This window comes from Bacillus cereus group sp. MG1 (genome assembly GCF_040460035.1).
Lineage (GTDB): Bacteria > Bacillota > Bacilli > Bacillales > Bacillaceae_G > Bacillus_A > Bacillus_A cereus.
Map to the genome: position 1 here is coordinate 39388 of NZ_JARVGY010000007.1, position 23670 is coordinate 63057.

A 23670-nucleotide genomic window follows, 5' to 3' on the forward strand; every position below is an offset into this window, starting at 1 on the left:
CAAAATTTTTGGCCAGAATAACAGTAGCATCCTAACAATTTTATATCATGTAGAGAACTATCAAAATGCAGTGAAAAAGCCGTCAAATGACGGGTTTTTTGTTTATTTTACATTCTGCCACGTATTTTACAGGCTTGCATAAAAACGTTGAACAGTTCTTCGTTATATAAAGCAAGATCAGATAAATCTACTTTGTAACCATTGAAAAGCGATTGCCCTGCTTGTACCAGAGGTAATGTAGAACTAGTTAAAGGCGCAGTACTTACGCCACGTTCTTCCGGCTCTTTACTCAATAATGCTCCTAATGGAGAGAACTCAGTTTTAAATTTATTCCAGTCAAAACACTTGTGAATTTCAGGATAAGCAGTAATATAAAATGCTGCTTCATATTCAGGATCTTCACCGTGTTTAGTTCCTCTTTCAGTTAATAATCTTAAATAGTTACGTTTATGATTTTCATTTGCATAATACATACTCATTTCCCCTTTGTTTAAAATATGTTCCAGGCACCTATTCCAAGATAAAGAACTAAATTTGAATGTTTAACCATCGTTACAAATCTCCCATTTTCCACATGCCTGACAACGAGAAACCAGTACTTGCTCTTGAGTGAAATCTGCATATTCACCCATGATTAATACCCAGTCCTCTTCATTTTCATCTAATATGGATATGGCCCACATGTCGGAAGGATTTACTTCGCTTGCAAAGGAGTCATATGGTTTTTGTAATGCATGTCCACAATAATCACAGGCATTAATAACTTCTACACGATCCTTACTTGTTTGATGACTCTTTAATTCTATGAATCGTATTAACTTATTGAATAGTTCATCTTGCTTTTCTGCACAATCTTTATAGTCCAGGACTTCTCCATTGAGTAGTAATTCAGTCATATGTTATCACCTCCATTTTTTTTACACCCTAGCACACAATGTGGCGGTATTTCCGTCACATTAAAAATTAAATTTCAATTATTTGTGCATTTGGTTTTTTCATAGGGAATTGTATAAGTTCAAGCGTGCGTTCTGCTTCCTCATATGTTTCAAATTCTAGTTCTTGCTCTTCTTTTCCTGGTTCACAATCCGTTAGTATAAAACCTTCTCCACGTATCACAAATGCCATAATAGAATTCTCCTCTCTAGTGTTTAAAATCATTTAATTATGTCAATAACGATAGTAAGCAGAGTAGGGAAAAAGGTTGGCGCCGTAAATATCCTTTGCATTTTCTTGAAAGCTCGCGAATTATAAGCGCGCTTAAAAAGTAACATGTGAATATGTACATAACAATCCGGTGTTTGGATGTTATTGCCCAGCGGAAACGATTTTAAAATCATAGCCGCCGCTGGGCTATTCGTGCTGTCATACCATTTTTACAATCCCTAATCCGAATATAGTACCTGATAAAACTCCCCTTTTCATGCCAACAAATATGTAAAATTTCACGTACCGTATGCAAATATTAAAACAAACACCATATAAGAAATAGAACTCCCTAGTCCCTACTAACAGGATACTCTAAACCAAACTTATACCGATAGGTATATATGTACGGGTTCGGCCATTTATTTTTTTGAAATTATCCCCCTGGCCCAGAGCGTTTATTTTCACTATTTTTATTTGCTTCAGCTTCGCTTGTTCGGCCTTGAAATTGTACTTCAAGTGTCGCACTCTCGATCTCTTCATTGAACGCTAATTTCCCTAACAAAAAGGCTTTAAAGTTATGTTTATTGGATTTCAGTAATACACTTCTTGTTGTAATATATGTACGAGCATTTCTGCCCTTCTTTCCATTAGTCTTTACAATTATTTTTTTAGAAACCTTTAATACATCGGATAAGCTAGATTTATTCATTGCTTTACCTACTGGTGACTCTTCACCAATTTTTTGCGCTAAAGCACGTAGAGATCCGCATAAATAAGGTGCATCAGACGTGCATTGCTGCTCTACCATCTCTATAATATCTTGCTCCCATTCTGAATAATGGCTTTGCTGACGGTCTAAGCGTTCCTTTGCTGGTGTACGGATATCAAAGACAAATTCCATTCTCATTTCAGCCAGTTCTTCTACATAATCCTTTTTAGGCGCATTATATTTATCATTCATGGCACTTCTAACAGTACGTAGAATCTCAGTATGCTTTAATGGTGATTTTATTTGAGAATTCCATTCATCTATTTTGTCAATAATTTCACTTTCTGTTTTACCTTCATATTTCATAGCTAAAGATAAAATAAATACAGCATTATTACGGCCTAGCTTGCCTTTACAGCCACGTAAAAATACGTTATTTATAATACTTTGAATTGCTGGATCTTCCATGATACCAACCTTTTTATACATTCTACTTGAAGAAGTATTAGCAACCGCTGGTCTTTTATGCTTCCTAGATTGTTCTTTAGCCCATGCTAAAGCCCATTCTGAGTTCAATGCTTGTCCATTAAAGTAAAGGATATTATCTTCTCGTGGAATTCTAAAATACCCTAGCGAATAGGCCCCAAGATCTGCTTCTAATTCAAATATAGGTTTTGTAGTTCCTTCTTCTACTTCACTAGCATCCATGACATTTACAAAGGCTCTTTTAATTTCTTCAGAAACAAAACGACCTGCCTTACGGCCTTTTTCTGTCAAAAATGGTGTAGAGAATACATAAAACCATTGCAACCCTCGTGGTGTTGAAAGAATAACACTTGGGGATGGCAAGTTATTTACTGCTGCTGCATAATGAATTTCTTCAAGACTAATTTTTTTATCTATTTCTACTCCAACACATGTAATGAAACGAATGTTCTCAAAATTACGCCCTTCATTATTGGCCTTTCCCCACATATAGACTTGTGGTGTCCAGTGTGTCAAATGATTGTTTAAGCGTTCTAATGTCTCAAAACTACTTACCACAATACTTTGTCCCGTAGAAAGTTGCTCTTTTCCAGTAGTTACATGAACAACTCCAACCTCTCTTAATCTTTCACGTTGCATTTCTCTCTTTCTATCATCCATTGTCCAATGTTTAGGTGATTTTTCATATAATGCACCATGAACCATAAAACGCATTACATCAAGCGATGTGTACTCTGTTATAGGCTCTAAAATATGTTTAACTTGTTCCATTAGATTTCTACTCCTTTTGGAACAACAAAAAAGTGTTGTTCTCTGCTTTTTTTACAGCAGTAAACAACACTCGATAGTCTTCGAATATCTAATATTTAGAATACACTTTATTCGCAAAAAATTATAGAATCATATTTTAAATATACTTTACACACAAAATAAAACATGATATTATGATGATGTAAATATTGCGAATTGTAGTGCTCGACTTTTAGCGGGGTTGCTCACTACTATGATGGATGATGCGGGAAACATCATCCTTTTTTATTTGTCTTTTTTTATATTTTTTTATTTATATATGTATTTATTATCTTTATTTTAAATATAAACAACCAATTCGGGAAATAAATTGGTAGAATATTTATCTTCGATACTAATAATACTAAAATATCATCCAAATTACAATACGTATCCTTCACCATTATACCTAAAATAGAACTATTTAACCACAAAAACACGTTTTTATATAGTTATTTTTACCTATTAAATAAACCGAATATCCCTCCAAATTCAGTTGTTTTTCATCAAAATACCCCCATATACCTACTTATATCCTTTCAAAACTCTTTATTCTTGCATTTTCCACAAAATCTCAGTATTTTTTATCTTATTACTATTATAGGATTATAGTTGTACGAATAGAATATAGTACTAATTCACTTTTATTCTTTTTCAATATTCAAAAAAATAAATTCCACTCAAAACGTGTTAATATTTATATGGGTCTAATAACTTTTCTATTGTTATTTTATTGTTGTTTAAAAGTATAAAAGGAGGGATATAAGGATATGGAACCTACAAACATTCCTTATAACAGTAATATTATCATTTGGAGTGATCAACCAATATACAGGGCTGGGCTAAAACAAATATTAGAAGCCAAGTTAGATCGAAAAATCCAGGATGTATCTACTTATAATGAATTAGAATCTACCTTACTAGAAAAAGGACTAGATAGTGTCTCACATATATTACTTATAGACTACGAAACTATTGAAGGAAGAAACTTTTTACTATCTAGTTTAAAGGATAATTACTCATTAAAAATAATTGCATTATCAAACAAAAGCCTACAAGAAGATGTATTTTGTGCAATGGATGAATATGATATAGACGTTTATTTACTTAAAAATATTGAGATTAATAAATTAATGTGTGTACTAGAAACTATTGAAGATCCAGGAGTTGCCTTCTTCCACACTGATTTTACTTCTTCGAAGTTAGATAATACAAAAGATAATTTAGATCGCTTAAAAATTTACGAGCATAACACTGGAAGACCTGACGGTTTACTAACGAATAAAGAGTGGGACATTTTAGAAGGACTTGGTAAAGGGTATTCTAATCAACAATTAACGGAAACATTTGAACTAAGTGATAAAACAATAAAAAATCATGTTTCAAGTATACTAAAAAAATTAGAAGTAAAAGATCGACTTAATGCCGTTTTAAAAGCATTAAAAAAAGGATGGATTAAAATAGATTAAGTGGATTAGGGGAATTAATCCCCCCTCTAAAATTTTTAATTGGTTATTGCTTATTCAGATGTAATAAACCTGGATATTATTTTATATAGAACATTTATTTGACCTACACTTATATATTTAGAGATGCATTAAATCTTTGTGATAATTGGTTTATTGCATCTCTTAAAATGTGTGCACGTTTAACATTTTCCCCAAATTCCTCTGCAATTTCATCCAAGATTAAAAAGGTTGTTGCATCCAAGGTAATAGGAATTAATTCTGATTCAGTACGTAATCGTTTCTTTAATTCTTTAGCTGTTATAAGCGGACCACTGTATTCCTGTACAATAAACTCTTCTATAGTTTTATTTCGTTCATAACTATCTATATATTTAGCTAAATTGTTTATTGTACCAGCTTCGACGTGCAGCAACGTCCTTTTTCGTTCTGGCTTTGGAAATTTTATATGTCTATATTTATTGATGAATTGTTCAAACACATCTCTCATAATAGCTGATCGATTCACGTCTTTTTTAGCGTTTAATCCGCTTTCATTTGCTATTTTGACCATTTCATCTAATTTATTAATACTGCCTTTATCCATTCTTATTTGATAAGCTTCACCTTCACCTTCAAATGCATTAAATATTTTAGAAGGAATATACTCCTTTTTTAAAAACTTACAGATTGTATGTGCCCGTAAAGTCTCCGGAACAATTTTCGTAAAATCATTTATTTGATTAATATAAATATTAAATGACATTTGTGTTTTCATTTGATACCACCTCTTTTTTTGCCAAATCCATCCAGTTAAATATTAAAAAAAAATTCCTGGATGTTTTAATCCAGGATAAAATAACAAACTATAAGAAAAAAAGCTTAAACCATCAATCATAGTAGCATAATAACAAACTGAAGACAATACTATATCAACTTAACCTCAATAGTATCATTACTTTCTCTTTCTTTTTCAAATTCATCAGAAGCTTTATTCCATGCTTCTTTAATATCTTTGGCGAAAAATGTAATTGAACGAACCTCTCGACCTGCTTTGTTTGTGTCAGGATTATATTTCTTTAAAATTGCTTTATATGTTAATTTATTCATTATATTCACCTTCTATAGTTACTGAAACTACAAGGATACACATCTAGACAACAATTCCCTACTTCTTTTCTGACTTGACTTAAAACATTGACTATATAGTTCATTTAAATATTTATCAGTAATTCTTTCAGGGAAATAGCCTTGTATTTCTATAAGTAAATTTTCAATTATCCAAGTTCTCTTTTTCCAAAATCTATATAATTCCTTTTTTTCTTTAATTACATGTTTTGTACTATCCGTATCATGATTAGCTTGAACTAACGATGAATATGAATCTGATTTCTTTTTTCTCATAATTTTTAAACATACTATTAGATCGTATGTATGATACTTTCTTAATACCTCTATAGGCTGTACAGCATCATTTTCATCTACATATCTTTTTATTTTTTTAGGACCTATCGTACATTCTATAAAATTGTGCTTACAAAAAGAACATGTTCCACATAAATTAATATCTATATATGTATTGCAATATCTACAATTCATTTTCCCCCATGCTCCTTTTTTTCACATAAAGTTCGAACTACATTTTGTGCAGTTAAATTAGTAACAAAATAGTAAACTTCCAGTCCTTTTCTATCAGATCCTAACACCTTTCCCCTCATTTTTGATAGATGTTGTGATACCGTTGATTGTGGGATATGTAATAACTCCACTAATTGTGTTACATTACATTTTTTATGTCGCATTAAAACATCGACTATTTGTAGTCTTACCGGATGCGCTAAAATTTTTAGCATATCTATATTTTCCTCAGTTATTAATTTTTGTTTCATTTGATTTTGAAGCACTGTCATTAGAATTTCTCCTTTATTATTTATTTATCGTTTTAACATTATTTAATTCTTATATATTGAAATAATGTTTTTATTTATTTCTAAACACAATCAGTATTTATATGATTAGGTTCATTACAATTATTTTTATGTACAATCATCTTATTTTGTTTAGAATGTTTCATTTGATCCCACATGTATTGAAGGACTTTATCAGTTATATTAGAAGGAAAATAACCTTGTCTTTCTATTAAAATATTTTCAATTACATACATTCGCCTAGTCCAGTCATTAAAAACAAGTAACTCTTTTTCAGCATTTTTTTCAAATTCAATGTCCTGCTTTGCTGCTTTTAAAAATATTTCATACCCCATATATAAAAGTTCTCTTTTTTCTCTTATCTCTTTTAATAAAATGTATAAATCAAAACTATGATATGTTTTTAATATTTCTACTGATTGCATCGCATGCTCTTCGAAAATATTAGTTTTCATTTTTTGAAAGTTAAATCTTTCTCCCTTATCACTTACTAGGCGAAGACAACCTGTATTTTTATCTCTAAGATCCGCACCACAAAAATCACATTTTGGTAGTAGAACTCCATTTCTTATTTTTTGTTCACTTGCACAATACGGACATATTGGATACTTCACTTAAATTCACCATCCCATTATAATGATATACTGATTTTTATATTTCAATTGAATTTAGAACCTTTAAATTCTCTTCCTTACACATATAATTATATCACATTGGTATATGTTATTCAATAAAATATATGTATTATTTATCGTTTTTATAAATAAACAATAAATAATACATATACATATAACTATTTCAAAGTTAAAAGAAACCACTAGCATTTGGGTGGCGAACAACTTACGTTCTTCTAAAGAACAGCTGTTAAAAATGATAGAACACGTTCTCGAACATGTTCTATCGTTCCAAGACAAACTAGCTTATAAACTAGTTGACTTGATATATCTTATTTAAAAATCCTTTAAGGATATGTTTAATAAACATGGCGACAAGTTATAGGGGTATTTGTAGCAATGGAACAGGATAACGCAACAAGTATTAGCGGACATCATATGGTATAGCGACTCCATCAAGTTAACTTAGGTTAACTTTGTTAACCTAAGTTATAATAAGGTTTTTGTGTGCATTCAGGTTAACTTAAAAAGTCGAAGACATGTACACTAGAGCATTGTCAACGGTACCGGACTGACCATAGCAAAGCGACGGGAGGGAGGATAAGGAGTTGACAATTTCACTACACCAATACCCTCTTGGCATTGCCAAAACCTTTCGTTTTGGCCTGCCTACCGGCGAGGGTAGCTCCCCCGATGTAACGGGGGCTGGGGGGATAATAAACAGCGATCCAACGGGCTACCGTTGGCTGGGTTTGGGCGAGTAGCCCATTAATTTTTGTTCTTTAGATTTTACGCTCCGTCCACCTTGTTAAGCGAAACTCAGGAACGTACAGATTGTAAAGAAGATTAGCTGCAGCTTCCAGCTAATCTTTTTTCTACAATCTGTAGTTATCGAGTTGAGTAAAGGTGGAGCGGTGGCTTACGGAATGTAGGCAGCCGCCGTACATCCCGTGCCATGAGCCCTAATCACTAATTAAATACTTTTATTTTCAATTTTTTTGTTCCACTCTAACAATTAGTTTAAAAACGCAATTTAAGGCTCCTATCTCTCCCTCTATCACATTTGGGAATTTATTTAAACAAAAAGTACAGAAAGGATATAATTAATCTCTAAACCTACGTTTAGGCCCTTATTTTCAATCCACTTAGTTACTCAACAAATTTTCTTTGACTATCTGCTTTATCTTGGTTTAGAACATAGTTCTAAACCAAGATAAAGCAGATCAATTATTTTTTTATTCAGCAAGCTTTAGCTTGCTACTTTGATAAAAACACGGTACATCCGTGTTTTTCATTTTTAGATTGGCTCGATGCCAATCTTTCCAATAAAAAGAAATAAATCGTATAGATTTATTTCTTACCTGGCGTACAAAAGAACTCGCTGAAATATAGCAAGTTCTTCGAATAAATTATGAATGTATTAGATTTCCTATATGAAATTCTAAATCTCTAGTTTTTTCAAATCTTAACGTTACAGAAAAATCATATGCATATAAAATACAACTGACTTTTTCTATAAATGCTAACTTAAATATGTACATTAACGCTTGAATAAATATGTACATTTTCAATTGGATTCTCCATACTGACTCTGAGGTGGTTAGTATGTATATTAAGCTAGATATTCAAACAGAATTTGAGGTTAAAAGTCTTTCAGACTTACCAAATTTTAAAAAACTAATGGGGAACTTAAAAATGAAGATAAATAAAAGTCAATTAGCCAGAGAATTGAATGTGGATCGGCGTACCATAGATAAGTATTTGAATGGTTTTACACCAAAAGGGACAAAAAATAAAACATCGAAAATCGATACATATTATGAAGTGATTGCAGCTCTTTTATCTAGTGATTCTAAACAAATCTTCTACTACAAACGAGTGTTATGGCAGTATCTAACAGACAATCACGGTTTAAAATGTTCACAGTCTGCATTTCGTGCTTATATTAATAGAAAGCCTGAATTTAGAACATATTTTGATGAGGGGAAGCGTATTTTATCAGGTCATTCAGTGGGTGTCCGTTATGAGACACCTCCAGGAGAACAAGCTCAATTAGATTGGAAAGAAAGCATACGATTTGAAACCAAAAGTGGCGAAATCGTATATGTGAATGTAGCTGTACTTTTATTGTCCTACTCGAGATTTAAAGTTTTTCATTTGAATATTTCAAAATCACAAAGTGTTTTAATGTCATTTATGACAGAGGCATTTGAAATGTTTGGTGGTGTACCGAAGGTAATTGTCACGGATAATATGAAGACGGTAATGGATGAAGCTCGAACAGAACACTTTACAGGAACGATTAACAATAAGTTTGCCCAATTCGCTCAAGATTTTGGATTTAAGGTACAACCTTGTATCGCAGGGCGACCAAATACCAAAGGGAAAGTAGAAGCGCCAATGAAACTTCTAGACGAAATTCATGCTTATCAAGGAAGATTCACTTTTGAAGAATTACATGAATTTGTGCAAAAATTATGTGCAAGAATTAATCAAACATTTCATCAAGGGACTGGTAAGATTCCAGTGTTTGCCCTAAAACAGGAAAAGAATCTCCTACAACCACTCCCGAAGAGCGCGATAAGAGATTCCTATATGATTAAGCATAAACTTGTAAAAGTTAATACATCAGGCATGATATCTTACAAATCGAATCAATACTCAGTTCCAGCTGAATATCAAGGTAAAACCGTCGGTTTACAAGTATATGATAATCAAATATATGTTTATCATAACATGAAGTTAATTGTACAACATAAAATCAGCCAATCTAAGCTCAATTATAAAGAAGAACATTATAAAAAAGCATTGGCTAAGTCACTACCTAAATATCCGAACATTGACAATTTGGCGAAACAAAATTTATCAGTAATTGGTGAGGTATATAGAAATGAAGAATAGCTATCAACAATTAACAACAAACCTAGAGTATTTAAAATTAAAACAAATGGCACAACATTTAGGTGACGTAGTCGATTTTAGCATTAATAATGAATTATCCTTCGTAGAGACACTTGTTAAACTGACAAACTATGAGATTGATGTACGAGAACAAAATATGATTCATTCTATGGTGAAAATGGGCGCATTTCCTCATAGAAAGGAGGTTGATGAGTTTGATTTCGAATTCCAGCCGAGTATTAATAAACAACAAATCTTAGATTTTATTTCTCTACGTTTCTTAGAGCAACAAGAAAACATAGTATTTTTAGGACCTAGTGGTGTTGGTAAGACCCATTTGGCCACGTCTATTGGTATAGCAGCAGCTAAAAAGCGAACAAGTACTTATTTTATTAAATGTCATGATTTACTTCAAAATTTAAAACGTGCCAAGATTGAGAATCGCCTAGAATCTCGTTTAAAGCACTATACAAAATACAAATTACTTATTATTGATGAAATTGGGTACTTGCCTATTGATCCGGAGGATGCAAAATTATTCTTTCAATTAATCGATATGCGTTATGAAAAGCGTAGTACCATCCTAACGACCAATATCAACTTCAAGTCTTGGGACGAAGTATTCCAGGACCCTAAACTCGCCAATGCCATACTAGATCGTGTCTTACATCATGCCACGGTGGTCAGTATTGTAGGACAATCCTATCGAATTAAAGATCATTTTAGCAAAGAAAATGATTGATTTTGTACATGCTTAAACAAGCGAAAATGTACATGTTTATCTTGACATTTACACTTTTTCCTTAGTCTCTTGTTCATACCCAATAAATTTACCCTCTTTATATCTTAAGTATTTAACATCATGAATTTTAAATACATTGTTCTCACAGATATATCTTATAGCCTTCTCACAAAGAACTTTTTCCATATCTTTTAATGTCCAATTGGCCACTATCGTTTTTTTGTAATAAGATTGATTTTTAATGTCTAAAGCTATTTCATCAATACAGCGACTAAAAAAATTTAAGTGTATGACTTCTTTATGAAAATCTTCATTTTTCTCACACTCTTCGCTGACTTCTAATAGAACACTAGCCAATTTATTTAATAACTCAGATTGCTTATTTGTCATGCTGGTCTTCCCCCATCGCTATCAAGCTAAAGAAGTAGGTCACCCCCAAAAAGAGAAAATATGTTAAATTCTCATAGATAACTATCTTATATTAATTACATAATCCAGTGTGATATAATAATATAAAGATATTATATTTAAAAGGGGGATTCAAATTGGTTAAAAACTTACCTTTACTAATAGTGATTTTACTACTAGGTATCAGTTCTTCTACATTAAGCACGAACGGATACTTTTCTCCAGTTATAGAATGGTCTTTAATGATTATAAGTATTATTTTGAACATTACTGCAGTGATAGGTTTATCATTACACGTCCTTGTATATCAACCTATGAAAAGATTTAATAAAAATTTAAAAGGGACCTTCAAATAAAATAATTATATTTGAGGTAACACCACATCGCTATCGAGCTAAAAAAATGTATCCATAAAGAGAAAAAAACGCTATTCTTTCTGTAGAATCATAGGAAAGGATGGCGTTTTTTATGTCTGTTTCTGATGAATTACAACTATTTGCTCAAGAGATTCAACGTTTTTTATCTCCAAATACCTTACGGAATCTTGCTCGAGATGTTGGTTTCGTACAACGAACCAGTAAGTACCAAGCAAAAGATTTAGTCGCTTTATGTGTATGGATGAACCAAAATATCGCTACGACGTCTTTAACTCAGTTATCTAGCTGTTTAGAAGCCTCGACAGAAGTGCTCATCAGTCCCGAGGGACTGAACCAACGATTTAATAAAGCAGCCGTCCAATTTCTACAACACATACTAGCTGAACTACTAAGCCGAAAATTGACCTCATCTATACCGATTTCTTCTCCATATACTTCTGTTTTTAAGCGTATTCGTATTTTAGATTCAACTGCATTTCAACTCCCTGATGTATTTTCATCGGTTTATCCAGGTGCAGGAGGATGTAGCCATACAGCTGGGATAAAAATTCAACTTGAGTATGATTTGTTAAGTGGACAGTTCCTTCATATTCATACAGGTCCAGGTAAACAACATGATCGCACTTACGGCTCTTTGTGTGCCCCAACTGTGACAGCAAATGATTTATGTATCCGAGATTTAGGTTATTTTCATTTAAAAGACCTTCAATATATACAAGATAAAGAGGCCTACTATATCTCTCGTATCAAGTCGAACACACGTATGTATCAAAAAAATCCTAACCCTGATTATTTTCAAGATGGAAGAATTAAGAAAGGTACAGAGTATATACAGATAGATATAGAGACGTTAATGAACTCCCTTCAACCAGGACAAACGTGTGAAGTAGCTGATGCTTATGTAGGAATGAATGATAAAGTGCCAGCTCGTGTAATTGTTCATCGATTAACAAAACAACAGCAACAAAAACGATTACAAGATCAAGCTGTAAGAGAAAAAAAGAAAGGAATGAAGTATTCTCCTCGTAGTAAACGACTCAGCGGTATCAATGTATATATGACAAACACCCCTACAGATATTGTCCCTATGGGACAGGTACATGACTGGTATTCTTTGCGTTGGCAAATCGAAATTTTATTTAAAACGTGGAAGTCATTCTTTCAAATTCATCATTGTAAAAAGATAAAAGCAGAACGATTAGAGTGCCATTTATATGGTCAATTGATTGCCATTCTACTCTGTTCTTCTATCATGTTTCAAATGCGCCAATTGCTCCTCATGAAGAAAAAACGAGAGCTTAGTGAGTATAAAGCCATATATATGATTAAAGACTATTTTCTTCTTCTATTCCAAACTATACAGAAAAACACCCAAGAGCTATCAAAGGTGTTACTTCGTCTGTTCAATCTTCTACAGCAAAACGGGCGGAAATCTCATCGATATGAGAAAAAAACGGTCTTTGATATATTAGGTGTCGTTTACAATTCTATGTCTGATAATCAAGCCGCTTAATTCAAAAAAGTGAAACCCGGTAGGGTTTATTTCGTATGCAAATCTTTCAATCACCTATACTTGCTCCTTAGAAAAAAGAAACAATCTCGCCTAAAATTGACTTTGCATAAGCTTAACTTGATAGCGATGTGGTCTTCCCCCTTAGTTGCTGAATCTTTGAAATCATTTTCCTCTTCCATACCTTCTAATAAATCACCAAGTGGTATAATTTCTAGCTCATCATCTTCATTTTCCTCTAGCATCGTAGGTAAGCACACATAATGATTAGTCCAATTTCCCCCTGGTTCATAATCACTCTTCCAAATGGCAAAATCAAACGGTTTGCGCTTCCCTATTGTGATTAGTACATGACCGACATACTCATCATTCTTTTCGACCTCACCGAATAGCTCATAAGAATGTAAGATGCATTCTACTATATTCTCACCTTCCTTTTCATTTAATAGATATAAGTCGAATGACTTTTCAATTATTTTTAACATTTTGTAAAACCTCCAATAGTTTTCGATATTGTTTTTTAGTCTTTTAATCTTTTAGTTTTTTTCTTTACCGCCCTGTTCGAACCGTGCTGAACAAAATGGGAGAACGGAATGCAAGGGATTAGCATAAAAATTTCTTTGGAACGCTTTCGATGTTGAGTTGAGCTTTTGCAAGTGGAGAGTTTTGATAAAATGAAATATCAAAACTCGGAGCGCAGCGAAAGGACAAACGAAACACGGAAGAAGAAAAGTGGAAAAGAAATTTTTTGCCCCTTGCATGGAGTGGTATTTTGTTATGCTAAGGGAGAACAGGGCGGTTTCTAGTTTGGTTAAGCTTGACGCTTAACCTTCTAAATAAAGATGCTGTGCGATAGCATAGCATTTCCATAAGTTGGCTCGATGCCAACCTTTCAAATAAAAAGAAGCGGCTCCTATTGAGCCGCTTCTTTCCTGGCGTATAAAAAAGGATCATCCCAGGTGGGTGATCCTTTTTTATACAGTTAATAAATTATTATTTATAATAAAGTTTTACTTGATTTAATATCGTCCCTTTTTTTATCAAGTTGATGAATTATTGTAAGAAGTATAAGAAAGTTACAAACACTAATCATTCCTAACCCCAAAAATATAATTTGTAAAAGGAATTTTAAAAAACCTTCTATTCCCATAAGCCCAAATAAATCAGCAAAAAAAGAAAAATATTCTATAACTATTCCCAATATAAGTACTAATACTATAGTAAGGGTCGTTTGTCTAAGGCTTGATTTCCTCTTCTTTTCCAACATTTCTACTTCATGTATCTTATCCATCAAAACACACCCTTTTTTATATTTATATAACCTTTAATCCATATAAATAAATTTATAATCAAAATTCTTCTTTACGTATTTGTTTTTCATTAGCATTAACTATCAATCCAACTATGCCTAGTATAAAACAAAAACCAAAGACTCCTATTATAATTCCTTTAACACCTGCATTATTATATATTTCATTAACAAGCTGACCTGTAGTTTCTAAAAATTTATATAATAAAAATAAGAAAATCAATGCAAGTGGAAAAGCTCCAAATACAATTCCCACTATCTTTGTGTAACTTATTCCTATGTAAAATAAGAATAATATGATTAATACAACTATAACACTAAACAAACCAATTAAAAAATCCCCCATATTCATTACACCTTTCATAGTATTTAGTATTTTTATTTCCTGTTGCAACCAACTGGATCTCAAAGATATAATTTGTTCTCCAGTTGGCCATTCTAACAGGTTTCTAATATGTTACTATTTTAAAATTTGTATATTATAAGAGCTTTTTAGATTTATATAATGATATTCGAATTATTATTTATAAAATATTAGGGATTAGCTCTCTTATAATAGACTTATACTTTTTAATTAGTTCTTCTAGTTCCTTAATTTTTTGTAAATCCTTTTCTTCTTGCATTTCATTCTTGGTTTGGATATAACTTCTTATTAGTTCATCCTGAATCGGCGAATCATCATTATTTTCATTAACTTTATAAAATAATTTAAGAATTTTTCGAGAATCTTCTTCTTGTAAAACCAATTCAACTTCAATTTTCCAATTTAATTGATTGGTTTTTAAAGCTTCTCTGTTCATTACCATAATAAAGGCATCGGCGCACCCAACATCTTTAAAAGCAATTCTCCCAGCTTCTCCCTCTAGTGTATTAACTATAACTTTTACTTTTCTCATAAAAAGTCCTCCATTTTTTAAATTACAACTTCTTATTATATCTATTTGGTATATCTTAAAGTCAAAGATTTTTGATTTTCTTTTATTTTATTGCAATTAACTTTTCTTGCTTACGCTTCCATGCTGTAATTGTTAGAATTACCCAAACGATTATATTTACTATTAGAACTAATGTTAAAACAAAATGGAAATTCAATTTTATATTGATATAGAACAATAGTGTTGTCCAACAAATGGCACAATGTACCGTAGGAAAAAATAATGTTTCATTTTTTTCTCCTTTTCCAGTAATTTCTTTATAGCATAATTTTGCACAACTATTTATGATTGTAGGGAAAATAAGGAAATACATTCCTGCTTTTTCAAATAAAGTTGCATCCTTTGCGTAAGTTAGTGATATATAGCTACCTAATAAACCGCCTATTAAAATACTTGTAATATATATAAACTTTTTCATCTTATTTTCTCCTTTTATCCCCCTTCTAAAAAAAGGAGGGATTCTATTATGAAAAGAACTTCGTACAAATATCTCTATAATTCACTTTGAAAAAATTCCCTTTGAAGAATGTGTATATTTCTGTAAAGAACATCTCTTCAATTTTCATTAAATGAGGTTCAATTGCATCCCAAACACGTTCTACTTTAAACATCTTAAAATCCTTTAACATATCAAAATCTGTTTGTTCTATCACTTCTCTAACTGTTAATCCATCAACAAAAACACCCTTATATACAGATAAATCATTTTTTATAATTGGATACAAATGTTCTAACTGTTCATTATGGCCCACATAATAAGCCTCTACATAATTTCTTGCTATTCTGATTGTACCAAGGTCACTTTTCTTCAACATTTCTTCAATAGTAGGAATCGCTCCAAATGGATTATCAGCCGAATACTTAATGTATCCCTTGTATATTTTCACTTCATTTGACCTTGAATATGAAATTCCTCTTTCAAATTTACAAATATACAGATATCCCGTTAAATGATTGAATTCTACGTAAAAATTATTATGACGAATTTCTACTGTTGCTGTAACAGCTCTACGTTTAAATACTACGTTTATTTGGTTCATATATATGGCCTCTTTTTTTCTTAATGATTTGTTATTTTGTTTGTTATTTTTTATCTCTATATTTATCTATATCTTTTTAGGTCTAATCGTAACTTGTATAAAATCTGTTCCATTTAGTTCTTGTACTAAAAATGATAAGTTATGTTCTCTATCTTTTAACTCATCATTTATAACCTCTCTATAATCAACCTCGATCCCTTCATCTTGTAAATCAAAGATTTCATCTTTAGCATAATCAAAAGCTTCTTTAAATGTAGTAAATACTTCCGCATATACTTGCCTTCCTTTTTGACTAACACTAAGATTGTATGAAATTGCAACAACGAATATATTCATTTCCATCCTCCGTTATATCGGTTTGGTATATGTTAGAGGTAAACTATAATACACTTTTAAAAAGTGCTTTATTTTCACTATAAAATAATGCTGATCTAACTATCTCATGGCGGTTATAACCTAATTCCCCTGCTATATTAATTATGCTCTGCCTTGTTTTAATAATTTTATCCTTTTGTTCTTGTGTCAGTGCTTCACCTAATAAAAATGTTAAACTTGTAACAGCATTTAAAAAACATTTATACTGGTTTTTTGTAAGATCCATATTATTTGAATCCACTTTAGTTGTAGCTTCTTCCTCAAATGCTTTCACATATCTTTTTGGTGATTCTAAAATAATAAGATTTGTTTCTTTAACAATTGATAATTCATTCATAGTTATTCAATCCTTTCAATTTTTCTATTTCCCTTACATATATAATTATAGCATAATACCCCTAAAAAATACAGTATTATTTATCGTTTTTATATAAAAACGATAAATAATATCACGAAAATGATTTAGTTTAATATTTCATGTTTTAATTCTTAGTGGCCATAGTAAGAATTAAACGATAGAATTTTATTTATATTGTAAATATTACTAGAATGGGGGATATAATACTGAAATGAAAGATATTCAAAATGAATTATATGAGCAATTAAAATTAGCAAAAAAAGAAATTACACTGTTTTTAATTAGTGGTGTGCGTATGACAGGACGAATTGTAGGTGTAGACAAATTTACTATACTTATGATCGTTAATGGAAAACAACAACTTATCTATAAACAAGCTGTATCTACTATTGTTTAATCATATTAGCGATCCAATGGGCTAACGTTTGTTTGTTATTAGGCAAATAGCCCATTGGGGTATTTGTTTTTTCTTTTAAAAAAATACCTGGTATTATCCTTCCCGTTGGGAATTATTTTTCCCGACGGGGTGCGAAGCTTAACAGCAAGCCCAGAGCTCGTCTGTCAAGGGAAGTGGGAGAGGCTATACGATTACTAGTCTTTTGTTAGTTGAGTTGGGATACGAGGAAGCATGACGAGTAGGTCATACGAAACTCAAAAGCAGTAAGAGTTGGGCTATTCCGCTTCTTGTCTTGCCCTTGACAGACGAGCTCCCCACCTAGATTTTGAGCGTGAAGGGTTCGGGGTCCCACACGTTCAAAGTCAGGTGGGGATGGGCTTGCTATACCAGGTACTTTTTTTGCCAGGCACTAGCCTGGCTTCCTTTAAAGGGTTTAGGTTTTGTTTTTCGGGTTTTACGCTCCGTCCACCTTGTTAAGCGAAACTCAGGAACGTACAGATTGTAAAAAAGATTAGCTGCAGCTGCCAGCTAATCTTTTTTCTACAATCTGTAGTTATCGAGTTGAGTAAAGGTGGAGCGGTGGCTTACGGAATGTAGGCAACTGCCGTACATCCCGTGCCATGAGCCCTAGTTAAGTAACAATAAAGCCATTTCCTTTACCTCTGAAAAATTATTACCCTCCATAGTCGCCTTCGGATGCAGCAACCTTAGTCTGAATAAACTTTTGAACTTCTCCTGGATTAGATAAACCTATTGTAAAAGTTAAAATTGTAACGATCCCCATTAAACTAATTAATGTTTTCTTCATTTTAATGCCTCCTTATCAAATGCTTTCTTTCTTGCCTGTAAACCCAAATGAAAATACTTACTTGCTTTAGAATGTCCGTCTTCTTCATAAAATTTGGTTGCTAGCGCTTCATAATATTCCTGGACATTATAATATAATTCTTCTCTTTCAAAATATTTAATCCCTTCCAATACTACCCTTTCGAATTGTTCAGCAGGTGAATTATTGTTCATTTCTCTTAAAATTAAATTACGATTTTTATATTCTTCCTGGTGTAAATCATTACAAATTTCCAGGCCTTTTTCTATTAATACACTTGCTAACTCTGTTTGATTTAATTTAAAGTGCTCCTTTGCCTTAACATATATTGCTTTATAATGTTTAGGGGACTTTTCGACAACTTCAGATAGGTAACGAATAGCTAAGACTGATAGGTTTTGAGTCGCATACATCCAGCCTAAGTTGTGTCGGATCATTATAATAAACTTTTCTTCACCAATCTTTTGAAATTGACTCATAGCAGCAGTATAATGTTCTTCAGCAAGTTCCCACTCTTTAAGATATGTACAAGATAGACCTAAAATATTGTCACAAAAGGCAACATTTATTTCGTATCCTGAATAGTGAATATACATATCTTTAGCTTTAGTTGCATATTTAATAGATAAAAGAGCTTGCTGGATATCATAATGATATGTTGCTAATTTATAATAAAATTCTGCTTTCTCTAATTCGTCTGGAACATATTCTAAAAAAGTTTCAGCTTTTTCATAGTGTTCTTTTGCTTCAATATAATTTCCTAATTCGTTTGAGTGGATACCTTTAAAGAAGTTATAATAATATGCTAGAAAGTTATCTCCTGGAGCTTCAAAAGAATTAATTTTTTCAAAACTATCTTTTGATATACCTAAATTGTCTATTAAGTAGTTGTATCGGAAATCCAATAAAGAATAATACAACAATAAATTTTGATCTTGTAACGCTTCTTCTTTTTCATTTTTTAATTTTTGAATTTTAATATCTATTTTCTCTTTTAGACGTTGGGCATTGCCTATACGTCTAGCTCTCATTTCTATATACCAAGTATTTAACAATTCCATAACCTTCTCATTACTGGTTGCTGTATACATAAAATCCCTCCTCATCTCATCCCTTTACTACATAGTAACAAAAACAAAATTAAGTAAGTTTATTATAAATATTTCTAAAAAATATACAGAATTTTCAGTTTTTATAAATTAAATTATTTAGCTGATTTACCTATTATATAGTGACTCACATAAAAGAGAGATAGCGTTTGCTATCTCTCTTTTACTTGTATGTTAATAATAAAAAATCTTATACTCTTTACATTTTATAAGCCATTGCTTTTTCAACAATCTTTGGAGGTTTATTTGATAATAAAACTAACGCTTTATTATCAGGCATATACATCATTTCTACGGATGTAACGAGGTTATTAGATGCTTTACTAAAGTACTCTGCATCGCCTATATCCATAATTCCAAATACAAATATTTTTGAAAAACAATTCTTAACCACTTCAATACATTCTTTATAAGAATATTCCATAATAGTTACACTAATTTTTTTACTCCGTCCAGTATTGAGGATTTTTAGTAACTCTTTATTCTCAGGATCATGTCTAAGAAAATCTTTTATAAAAATGTGTATTCCAGAGTTTGTACTTTCTTCTAGAATCATTCGAAATAACTCTCCCATTTTTTCATTTCCATTTTTAGTTCTAAATTCCTGGTTTAATGTAAAAGCTCCCTGCTGAATATAGAATATATATTTTTGATTATTTTTATCTGTTAGTAGTTGCTGCAATTTTATATATAGTTCTTCATCAAATACATCGTATTTAAAGACTAGATATCCTTGTTCCTGTTTTTGTTTATTTGTATACTCATATGAGTTATTTACGTTATTATCAAATACAATTAAGCTCTTTTTTTGTTCCAATAGTAAACTTGGGATAAGATATTCTCTTCTTACACCAAATTTACTAGGACTGACTATGAAAGTATTATTATTCATTCCTTTGCCCCCTATTACTTAGTTACTATATGCTTCCCCTTATGGACTTCAAAGTAATAAGATTCCAAATTGAACATATTGAATCCAGATTCTTTAGATAAATATTGTATTGCTTCATCCCATGAAACTGCTTCAAAATCTGTAGCTGAAATAATGGGATTCCATACTTTGCATAATCTAAACTGGTATCTATCAATATCATCTTTGTTTATAATAATTGAATCATTTATTACTAGTTTTTCTTTATCTAACTTTGCCTGGTGAAGAGAAGTGTTATTTTCCAATTTTTCAGCTTCTTCTTTTGTTTGATAATTTGTATCTATGACTATTTCAACTTCTAGGTTACCAATATGGTATCCTATCGAAGTACAATAACTAGATCTCAACATTTTTCAAACTCCCTTTATCTAGCAATATGAAAATATAAACTGGTATCCTATTTCTCAAAAATACATGTTAACCGCTTTTGTGCTACGCTATATGATAATCGGGCATCAAATTCTTTACCTGTTTTATTAGATTTGAGACCTTTTATCATATCTGTTAAGTTCTTTTCTAATAATTTTTTTATATGGTTATTTGTAATATTTTTACCTAGATATGTTCCGTTAATCTTAAAATCACATGTTTTATTATAGTGTTCACATTTATAATTTGTTGTTCCTACAAGTACCCTGCTTCTACAAAGTGGACATTTACCTAATGTACGATCATCTATTGTAGGAAATATAAATGTTGGCTTACCATCCTTTAATTGTAGGGCAGCCGTATATTCTCCCTTTTCAGATTGAAATCCATTGATAAAATCTGTTTTTTGCCCACTAAACAATTTTTTTATTTGTGCTTTAGGAATGAGTTTTCCCTTTAATTTAATAGGAAAGGAATAATCACAACCATTTTTATAATCACTGCATCCATAAAATTTTTCTTTTGAAAGAATTTTACCCTTCTGACATTTTGGACATCTGCCTAATGATAATTCATCTATTGTAGGGAGTGCTAATCGCACCCTTCCTTCATGAAAGGCTAGATATGCATCAAATTTCCCCTTCTCTGATTCAAACCCTTTAATTAAATCTGTTTTTTTATCTTTAAAAAGTTTTTTTATTTGTTCTTCTGGAATATTCTTTCCCTTTATCTTTTTAGGAATAGACATTTCACAATTTGGATAAGTACTACATCCATAGAATTTTCCTTTGTTAATGATTTTTCCCTTTTTACATGTACAAGTGCATATTTCTATTTGTTTATTATGAGTATTTACCATTCTAATTGCCACATTACTATCTATATTCCCTAACTGTTCAACTACCTTTTCTACAAACGAATTTGTTTGCAAGACAAATTCGTTATAGTCCATTTCTTTATTTTCAATGGATGTAATCATACCTTCTAATTCCGCTGTATACTCAGGGTTTTTTACCTGTTCTACTGGGAAAGTGTCTACAAATGCTCTTCCAATCTCAGTCGTACTAATTTTCCCATTTTCAATAGCAATATATCCTCTATTTTCTAAGGTTGGGATGAATTTAGCTTCTGTTGCTACAGTCCCAATACGTTTTCCTTTCATTAATTCTTTCAAGTTTTGATCCTCTAATTTCTTTCCGGCTGACTCCATAAAAGTTAACATTGTACTTTCCGTATGTAATGCTGGTTTTTTAGATTTAGATGTTATTAATTCATGATTAACAATTAATAAACGATCATTTTCACTTAGCATTGGGATTTTAAATTCTTTTACGTCGTCTTCTTCTTCATCCTCTTGGAATACACTTAAAAACCCTTTTTCCTGTAAAAGTCTTTCCTTTGATACATATTCATTACCTTCTTGATCAACAAAGGATGCTTCACGCACAAGATATATAGCAGGCGGCATAAAATTGCTAATAAATCGTTTTACAATAAGTTCGTATAGTTTTTGCTCTAGTTCATTTTTATTTGCACCATCATATTTTTTAGTCGTAGGAATAACAGCATAATGACTATTAACTAATTCATCATTAAATGATGAATGTTTCTCAGAAACCGTTGAAATATCAATCATGTTTGCAAATTCTTTATAGTTAGATTCTTCTAGAACAGTGATTATTTCTTTTACTTTATTAACTTGTTCCCTTGGTAAATGTCTTGATGATGATCTAGGATAAGAAATAAATCCTTCCTCATATAGATGTTGAATATGTTTATTAGCGACTTCAGGACTGATCTTTAGTTTTGCTAAAGCATCCTTGTAAATATCCGTTAAATTATATAGTGATTTAGATTGTTTTTTTCTTTCCTTTTCACTAAATTCTTTTACGACTAACTGTGTATCTTTAATTCTAGTTGCTAATTGTATTAATGGAGCTGAGTCTAAAATTTGTTCTTCAGTTTTCATTACAGCTGTGCATCCTGGAGCTGTTAAGACTCTTAAATTATAAGAAGTTTGTTCCTTATAATTTTGTCTAGCTATTTCACGTTGGCGTATTTCATTAAGTAAGCACATTTGTACTCGTCCAGAACTTAATAAAAATTGATTATTAGCTAGTTTAGTTGTACATCCCCTGGTTATATTGATTCCAAGGGCATAATCTAAATACTGCCTTGCATTTGCTGCCGATGCTAACGCATCAAACTCTTCTCCTGGTAACAAGTTATTTAGCGCTGCCTCTAGTTCTGCTGGCTCATATGATGCTGTAAATATCCTTTTTTCATTTTTATCTACGCCTGCATAGCTATAAACTTCACGATAGATTAATTCTCCTTCCTTGTCCTTATCACATGAGTTAACCACTAAATCAACATCTTCTCTATTTAATAGTTCTACTAAGATATTCAGTTGTTCTTCAGTTTCTTCTATAACTTTAAGATGTGGTTCTAGAAGAATTGGCAAATGTTCAAAATCAAATTCTTTATACTTACTATCAATTTCTTCTGGATATTTTAATCTTAATAAATGGCCCTGGCACCAACTTACAATATAGTCCTCATTTTCAAAATAACCATAGTAAGGCATTGTGCCATTTACCTTTTTTAAATTTTTGAAACGTGGAGATTTTAATAGTTTCTGTGCTACTTTATATTTTTCTGCAATAAATAATGTTTTTCCCATCAATTTACCTCCTAAAAATTACTTATAATCCATTACTGGATGTTCATATAAACTAATAAACCAATAATCAACCAAAATGGAGCAACTAGTTTTAAACCATTGAAACATCCTCTAAAAAAAGCACCGTCATACATTATAAATTTCTCTCACTTGTAAAATATCTCTCAATTAAATTACTCCTTTTCAAAAAATAAATTTAGATTTAGATATTCTAAGCTATTTGCAAAATAGAGTTCTTTAAAGAACTATGTTGGGTATATTATACCATATAAAAATTAATTAA

29 protein-coding genes are annotated in these 23670 nt (G+C 31.4%); 6 read left to right on the plus strand and 23 right to left on the minus strand.

Features of this window, described 5'->3' with window-relative positions:
• Positions 1-107: 107 nt before the first annotated feature.
• The 4 genes from QCI79_RS34050 to QCI79_RS34065 form a co-directional block, all read right to left on the minus strand.
• Positions 108-473 carry a hypothetical protein gene (locus QCI79_RS34050; RefSeq protein ID WP_000291036.1) on the minus strand — a complete coding sequence of 122 codons (366 nt, stop codon included), beginning with the start codon at positions 471-473 and terminating at the stop codon, positions 108-110.
• A gap of 69 nt (positions 474-542) precedes the next feature.
• A complete protein-coding gene (locus QCI79_RS34055; protein ID WP_000137768.1) occupies positions 543-896 on the minus strand; it encodes a hypothetical protein in 354 nt (117 codons plus the stop codon).
• Between the two features lie 67 nt (positions 897-963).
• Complete coding sequence (locus QCI79_RS34060) at positions 964-1125, minus strand: hypothetical protein (protein WP_000896208.1); 162 nt, start codon at positions 1123-1125, stop codon at positions 964-966.
• A 454-nt stretch (positions 1126-1579) separates the two neighbouring features.
• On the minus strand, positions 1580-3112 hold the full coding sequence (locus QCI79_RS34065; protein ID WP_000438659.1) for a primase C-terminal domain-containing protein: 1533 nt from the start codon (positions 3110-3112) through the stop codon (positions 1580-1582).
• Between the two features lie 788 nt (positions 3113-3900).
• Here QCI79_RS34065 and QCI79_RS34070 point away from each other — a divergent pair.
• The gene (locus QCI79_RS34070; protein WP_000433841.1) at positions 3901-4599 is read left to right on the plus strand and encodes a response regulator transcription factor; all 699 of its coding nucleotides are present in this window, start codon (positions 3901-3903) and stop codon (positions 4597-4599) included.
• Positions 4600-4708: 109 nt separating this feature from the next.
• Here QCI79_RS34070 and QCI79_RS34075 read toward each other — a convergent pair whose 3' ends face one another.
• The 5 genes from QCI79_RS34075 to QCI79_RS34095 form a co-directional block, all read right to left on the minus strand.
• Positions 4709-5353: a hypothetical protein gene (locus QCI79_RS34075; protein ID WP_000856972.1), complete on the minus strand. Its 645-nt coding sequence runs from the start codon at positions 5351-5353 to the stop codon at positions 4709-4711.
• Positions 5354-5502: 149 nt separating this feature from the next.
• Positions 5503-5685, minus strand: a complete 183-nt coding sequence (locus QCI79_RS34080) for a hypothetical protein (RefSeq protein ID WP_001038273.1) — start codon at positions 5683-5685, stop codon at positions 5503-5505.
• Between the two features lie 27 nt (positions 5686-5712).
• Positions 5713-6174 carry a hypothetical protein gene (locus QCI79_RS34085; protein WP_000995822.1) on the minus strand — a complete coding sequence of 154 codons (462 nt, stop codon included), beginning with the start codon at positions 6172-6174 and terminating at the stop codon, positions 5713-5715.
• Complete coding sequence (locus QCI79_RS34090) at positions 6171-6485, minus strand: ArsR/SmtB family transcription factor (protein WP_000217374.1); 315 nt, start codon at positions 6483-6485, stop codon at positions 6171-6173. Before QCI79_RS34090 ends, QCI79_RS34085 begins: the two co-directional genes overlap by 4 nt.
• A gap of 80 nt (positions 6486-6565) precedes the next feature.
• A complete protein-coding gene (locus QCI79_RS34095) occupies positions 6566-7117 on the minus strand; it encodes a hypothetical protein (RefSeq protein WP_000876891.1) in 552 nt (183 codons plus the stop codon).
• A 1605-nt stretch (positions 7118-8722) separates the two neighbouring features.
• Here QCI79_RS34095 and istA point away from each other — a divergent pair.
• Positions 8723-10018, plus strand: coding sequence for an IS21-like element IS232 family transposase (gene istA, locus QCI79_RS34100; RefSeq protein WP_000275580.1), 1296 nt, complete (start codon positions 8723-8725; stop codon positions 10016-10018).
• Positions 10008-10760: an IS21-like element IS232 family helper ATPase IstB gene (gene istB / locus QCI79_RS34105; protein ID WP_000798699.1), complete on the plus strand. Its 753-nt coding sequence runs from the start codon at positions 10008-10010 to the stop codon at positions 10758-10760. Before istA ends, istB begins: the two co-directional genes overlap by 11 nt.
• 48 nt (positions 10761-10808) lie before the next feature.
• Here istB and QCI79_RS34110 read toward each other — a convergent pair whose 3' ends face one another.
• Entirely contained in the window at positions 10809-11150 is a 342-nt protein-coding gene (locus tag QCI79_RS34110) for a hypothetical protein (RefSeq protein ID WP_000182642.1), read from the minus strand.
• 155 nt (positions 11151-11305) lie between these two features.
• Here QCI79_RS34110 and QCI79_RS34115 point away from each other — a divergent pair, with 155 nt between their 5' ends.
• Both QCI79_RS34115 and QCI79_RS34120 read left to right on the plus strand, forming a co-directional pair.
• Positions 11306-11524 (plus strand): hypothetical protein, encoded by a 219-nt coding sequence (locus QCI79_RS34115; RefSeq protein WP_000240401.1) that lies wholly within the window; start codon positions 11306-11308, stop codon positions 11522-11524.
• Positions 11525-11636: 112 nt separating this feature from the next.
• Entirely contained in the window at positions 11637-13058 is a 1422-nt protein-coding gene (locus QCI79_RS34120; protein ID WP_000116413.1) for an IS4-like element ISBth4 family transposase, read from the plus strand.
• 50 nt (positions 13059-13108) lie between these two features.
• On the opposite strand, the gene QCI79_RS34125 is transcribed toward QCI79_RS34120, so the two are convergent.
• The 8 genes from QCI79_RS34125 to QCI79_RS34160 all read right to left on the minus strand — a co-directional run bounded on the left by QCI79_RS34125 (position 13109) and on the right by QCI79_RS34160 (position 17051).
• Positions 13109-13540, minus strand: a complete 432-nt coding sequence (locus QCI79_RS34125; RefSeq protein ID WP_000912542.1) for a hypothetical protein — start codon at positions 13538-13540, stop codon at positions 13109-13111.
• 512 nt (positions 13541-14052) lie between these two features.
• Positions 14053-14346: a hypothetical protein gene (locus QCI79_RS34130; RefSeq protein ID WP_000357794.1), complete on the minus strand. Its 294-nt coding sequence runs from the start codon at positions 14344-14346 to the stop codon at positions 14053-14055.
• 58 nt (positions 14347-14404) lie between these two features.
• Positions 14405-14728: a hypothetical protein gene (locus tag QCI79_RS34135; protein WP_003272604.1), complete on the minus strand. Its 324-nt coding sequence runs from the start codon at positions 14726-14728 to the stop codon at positions 14405-14407.
• Positions 14729-14888: 160 nt separating this feature from the next.
• Positions 14889-15260 carry a hypothetical protein gene (locus tag QCI79_RS34140; protein WP_001233378.1) on the minus strand — a complete coding sequence of 124 codons (372 nt, stop codon included), beginning with the start codon at positions 15258-15260 and terminating at the stop codon, positions 14889-14891.
• Between the two features lie 82 nt (positions 15261-15342).
• Complete coding sequence (locus QCI79_RS34145; RefSeq protein WP_000713590.1) at positions 15343-15717, minus strand: hypothetical protein; 375 nt, start codon at positions 15715-15717, stop codon at positions 15343-15345.
• A gap of 46 nt (positions 15718-15763) precedes the next feature.
• Positions 15764-16339, minus strand: a complete 576-nt coding sequence (locus tag QCI79_RS34150) for a hypothetical protein (RefSeq protein WP_001071855.1) — start codon at positions 16337-16339, stop codon at positions 15764-15766.
• Positions 16340-16405: 66 nt separating this feature from the next.
• On the minus strand, positions 16406-16675 hold the full coding sequence (locus QCI79_RS34155) for a hypothetical protein (RefSeq protein ID WP_001020422.1): 270 nt from the start codon (positions 16673-16675) through the stop codon (positions 16406-16408).
• Between the two features lie 43 nt (positions 16676-16718).
• A complete protein-coding gene (locus QCI79_RS34160; protein ID WP_001004370.1) occupies positions 16719-17051 on the minus strand; it encodes a hypothetical protein in 333 nt (110 codons plus the stop codon).
• Between the two features lie 232 nt (positions 17052-17283).
• Here QCI79_RS34160 and hfq point away from each other — a divergent pair, with 232 nt between their 5' ends.
• On the plus strand, positions 17284-17469 hold the full coding sequence (gene hfq, locus QCI79_RS34165) for an RNA chaperone Hfq (RefSeq protein WP_000651963.1): 186 nt from the start codon (positions 17284-17286) through the stop codon (positions 17467-17469).
• Positions 17470-18142: 673 nt separating this feature from the next.
• On the opposite strand, the gene QCI79_RS34170 is transcribed toward hfq, so the two are convergent.
• From QCI79_RS34170 to QCI79_RS34190, 5 genes are all read right to left on the minus strand, one after another.
• On the minus strand, positions 18143-18277 hold the full coding sequence (locus QCI79_RS34170) for a hypothetical protein (protein WP_000751811.1): 135 nt from the start codon (positions 18275-18277) through the stop codon (positions 18143-18145).
• The gene (locus tag QCI79_RS34175; protein WP_000287771.1) at positions 18274-19386 is read right to left on the minus strand and encodes a response regulator aspartate phosphatase; all 1113 of its coding nucleotides are present in this window, start codon (positions 19384-19386) and stop codon (positions 18274-18276) included. Before QCI79_RS34175 ends, QCI79_RS34170 begins: the two co-directional genes overlap by 4 nt.
• A 217-nt stretch (positions 19387-19603) precedes the next feature.
• Positions 19604-20296, minus strand: a complete 693-nt coding sequence (locus QCI79_RS34180; RefSeq protein WP_001063951.1) for a type IV secretory system conjugative DNA transfer family protein — start codon at positions 20294-20296, stop codon at positions 19604-19606.
• A 14-nt stretch (positions 20297-20310) separates the two neighbouring features.
• On the minus strand, positions 20311-20685 hold the full coding sequence (locus QCI79_RS34185; protein ID WP_000946495.1) for a hypothetical protein: 375 nt from the start codon (positions 20683-20685) through the stop codon (positions 20311-20313).
• 47 nt (positions 20686-20732) lie between these two features.
• Positions 20733-23387, minus strand: a complete 2655-nt coding sequence (locus QCI79_RS34190; RefSeq protein WP_000520758.1) for a type IA DNA topoisomerase — start codon at positions 23385-23387, stop codon at positions 20733-20735.
• Positions 23388-23670 lie beyond the last annotated feature (283 nt).

Coding starts and splice junctions, on each gene's coding strand:
- QCI79_RS34050 (WP_000291036.1), bottom strand. CDS start 473: ATGTATTATGCAAATGAAAATCATAAACGTAACTATTTAAGATTATTA.
- QCI79_RS34055 (WP_000137768.1), bottom strand. CDS start 896: ATGACTGAATTACTACTCAATGGAGAAGTCCTGGACTATAAAGATTGT.
- QCI79_RS34060 (WP_000896208.1), bottom strand. CDS start 1,125: ATGGCATTTGTGATACGTGGAGAAGGTTTTATACTAACGGATTGTGAA.
- QCI79_RS34065 (WP_000438659.1), bottom strand. CDS start 3,112: ATGGAACAAGTTAAACATATTTTAGAGCCTATAACAGAGTACACATCG.
- QCI79_RS34070 (WP_000433841.1), top strand. CDS start 3,901: ATGGAACCTACAAACATTCCTTATAACAGTAATATTATCATTTGGAGT.
- QCI79_RS34075 (WP_000856972.1), bottom strand. CDS start 5,353: ATGAAAACACAAATGTCATTTAATATTTATATTAATCAAATAAATGAT.
- QCI79_RS34080 (WP_001038273.1), bottom strand. CDS start 5,685: ATGAATAAATTAACATATAAAGCAATTTTAAAGAAATATAATCCTGAC.
- QCI79_RS34085 (WP_000995822.1), bottom strand. CDS start 6,174: ATGAATTGTAGATATTGCAATACATATATAGATATTAATTTATGTGGA.
- QCI79_RS34090 (WP_000217374.1), bottom strand. CDS start 6,485: ATGACAGTGCTTCAAAATCAAATGAAACAAAAATTAATAACTGAGGAA.
- istA (WP_000275580.1), top strand. CDS start 8,723: ATGTATATTAAGCTAGATATTCAAACAGAATTTGAGGTTAAAAGTCTT.
- istB (WP_000798699.1), top strand. CDS start 10,008: ATGAAGAATAGCTATCAACAATTAACAACAAACCTAGAGTATTTAAAA.
- QCI79_RS34110 (WP_000182642.1), bottom strand. CDS start 11,150: ATGACAAATAAGCAATCTGAGTTATTAAATAAATTGGCTAGTGTTCTA.
- QCI79_RS34120 (WP_000116413.1), top strand. CDS start 11,637: ATGTCTGTTTCTGATGAATTACAACTATTTGCTCAAGAGATTCAACGT.
- QCI79_RS34125 (WP_000912542.1), bottom strand. CDS start 13,540: ATGTTAAAAATAATTGAAAAGTCATTCGACTTATATCTATTAAATGAA.
- QCI79_RS34130 (WP_000357794.1), bottom strand. CDS start 14,346: ATGGATAAGATACATGAAGTAGAAATGTTGGAAAAGAAGAGGAAATCA.
- QCI79_RS34135 (WP_003272604.1), bottom strand. CDS start 14,728: ATGAAAGGTGTAATGAATATGGGGGATTTTTTAATTGGTTTGTTTAGT.
- QCI79_RS34140 (WP_001233378.1), bottom strand. CDS start 15,260: ATGAGAAAAGTAAAAGTTATAGTTAATACACTAGAGGGAGAAGCTGGG.
- QCI79_RS34145 (WP_000713590.1), bottom strand. CDS start 15,717: ATGAAAAAGTTTATATATATTACAAGTATTTTAATAGGCGGTTTATTA.
- QCI79_RS34150 (WP_001071855.1), bottom strand. CDS start 16,339: ATGAACCAAATAAACGTAGTATTTAAACGTAGAGCTGTTACAGCAACA.
- QCI79_RS34155 (WP_001020422.1), bottom strand. CDS start 16,675: ATGAATATATTCGTTGTTGCAATTTCATACAATCTTAGTGTTAGTCAA.
- QCI79_RS34160 (WP_001004370.1), bottom strand. CDS start 17,051: ATGAATGAATTATCAATTGTTAAAGAAACAAATCTTATTATTTTAGAA.
- hfq (WP_000651963.1), top strand. CDS start 17,284: ATGAAAGATATTCAAAATGAATTATATGAGCAATTAAAATTAGCAAAA.
- QCI79_RS34170 (WP_000751811.1), bottom strand. CDS start 18,277: ATGAAGAAAACATTAATTAGTTTAATGGGGATCGTTACAATTTTAACT.
- QCI79_RS34175 (WP_000287771.1), bottom strand. CDS start 19,386: ATGTATACAGCAACCAGTAATGAGAAGGTTATGGAATTGTTAAATACT.
- QCI79_RS34180 (WP_001063951.1), bottom strand. CDS start 20,296: ATGAATAATAATACTTTCATAGTCAGTCCTAGTAAATTTGGTGTAAGA.
- QCI79_RS34185 (WP_000946495.1), bottom strand. CDS start 20,685: ATGTTGAGATCTAGTTATTGTACTTCGATAGGATACCATATTGGTAAC.
- QCI79_RS34190 (WP_000520758.1), bottom strand. CDS start 23,387: ATGGGAAAAACATTATTTATTGCAGAAAAATATAAAGTAGCACAGAAA.